Here is a 2,072-nt window from a genome sequence, read left to right on the forward strand (position 1 = left end):
CTTAACCACCCGGCCGGCACCGGTGTGCGTGCGCACCGGGGCCGGACGTCTTCCCACCACCGACTCCCACCACCCCCAGTAGGAGTACCGAATGCGACTCACCAGAACAGGGCCGGGCCGGGTGTTCCTGGCCGCCGGCCTGATCGCCGCCGCCACGGCGGTCGCCCTACCGGCCCAGGCCGCGGCGGCCGGCTGCGCGGTCGACTACACCGTCTCGTCCGAGTGGGGCGGCGGCTTCGGCGCGAACGTCGCCGTCACCAACCTGGGCGACCCGATCGACGGCTGGACCCTGACCTGGTCCTACGGGGCCGGGCAACAGGTCACCCAGGCGTGGAACGCCACCGTCACCCAGTCCGGCGCGCAGGTCACCGCCCGCAACGTCAGCTACAACGCCACGATCGGCACCGGCGCCACCGTGTCGTTCGGCTTCAACGGCTCGTGGAACGGCAGCAACCCGAAGCCGACGAGCTTCACCCTCAACGGCACCACCTGCACCGGCGGCACGACCACCCCGCCGCCCACCACACCGCCGCCGACCACCCCACCGCCGACCACGCCCCCGCCCACCACGCCGCCGCCGACCACACCCCCACCGACCACACCACCGCCCACGACGGGCCCGTGGCCGCCGTCGTCCACCTTCAGCAACCCGGTGATCTGGCAGGACTTCGCCGACATCGACATCCTGCGGGTCGACGACACCTACTACTACTCGGCGTCGACCATGCACTACTCCCCCGGAGCGCCGGTGCTGCGCTCCTACGACCTGGTCAACTGGGAGTTCGCCGGCCACTCGGTGCCCAAGCTGGACTTCGGTCAGAAGTACGACATGTCCGGCGGCCGGGCGTACGTCGACGGGATCTGGGCGTCGTTCCTGGGCTACCGCAAGAGCAACAAGACGTTCTACTGGGGCGGTTGCGTCGACTTCAGCAAGACCTACATCTACACCGCGCCGTCGGCCGAGGGGCCGTGGACCCGGCACACCACCCTCAACAGCTGCTACTACGACGCGGGTCTGCTCGTCGACGACAACGACACGATGTACGTCGCGTACGGCAACACGAACATCAGCGTCGCCCAGCTCTCCGCCGACGGGAAGACCCAGGTCCGCTCGCAGCAGGTGTTCACCACCCCGTCGAGCGTGGGCACCCTGGAGGGGGCCCGGTTCTACAAGCGCAACGGCAGCTACTACATCTTCCTCACCCGACCGGCCAACGGTCAGTACATCCTCAAGGCGTCCAGCCCGTTCGGGCCGTACACGATGCAGCAGGTGCTGCTGAACCTGCCCGGACCGATCTCCGGCGGTGGCGTGCCGCACCAGGGTGGTCTGGTGCAGACGCAGAACGGCGACTGGTACTACATGGGCTTCCAGGACGCCTACCCCGGCGGCCGGGTGCCGGTGCTCGCCCCGGTCACCTGGAACTCCAGCGGCTGGCCGGTGATCCAGCTCGTCAACAACGCCTGGGGCGGCTCGTACCCGTACCCGAACGTGCCCCGGCCACCACGCCAGGTCAAACCCATGATCGGCACCGACACGTTCGCCGGCACCACCCTCGGCCCGCAGTACGAGTGGAACCACAACCCGGACGACTCGAAGTGGTCGGTCAACAACGGGCTGCGGCTGCAGACCGCGACCGTGACCAACGACCTCTACTCCGCGCGCAACACGCTGACCCACCGCATCCAGGGACCCCGGTCCACCGCCACCATCGAACTCGACTACTCCACCATGCGCGACGGTGACCGCAGCGGCCTGGCGATGCTGCGCGACCAGTCGGCCTGGATCGGCGTGCGGCGGGACAACGGCGCGACCCGGGTCGCCGTGGTCAACAACCTGACCATGGACAGCAACTGGAACACCACCAACACCGGCACCGAGGTCGCCGGGGCCGGCATCTCCGGCGGCAAGATCTGGCTGCGGATCAACGCGGACATCAGTCCCGGCTCCGGTCGGCAGGCCCGCTTCTCGTACAGCACCGTCGGGGTGACCTTCACCTCGCTCGGCCCCGCGTTCTCCGTCCACAACGCGTGGCAGTTCTTCATGGGCTACCGGGTCGGCTGGTGCATCTACG

The 2,072-nt window shown here is 69.0% G+C and carries 1 protein-coding gene; it reads left to right on the forward strand.

Annotated elements, in window-relative coordinates; translation table 11 throughout:
* Positions 1 to 91 precede the first annotated feature (91 nt).
* Positions 92 to 2,072 (forward strand): family 43 glycosylhydrolase (locus ACOJTC_RS29285; RefSeq protein ID WP_420119305.1); only part of this gene is annotated, 1,981 nt, incomplete at its 3' end.

This window comes from Micromonospora sp., assembly GCF_048594385.1.
GTDB classification, from domain to species: Bacteria; Actinomycetota; Actinomycetes; order Mycobacteriales; family Micromonosporaceae; genus Micromonospora; species Micromonospora wenchangensis.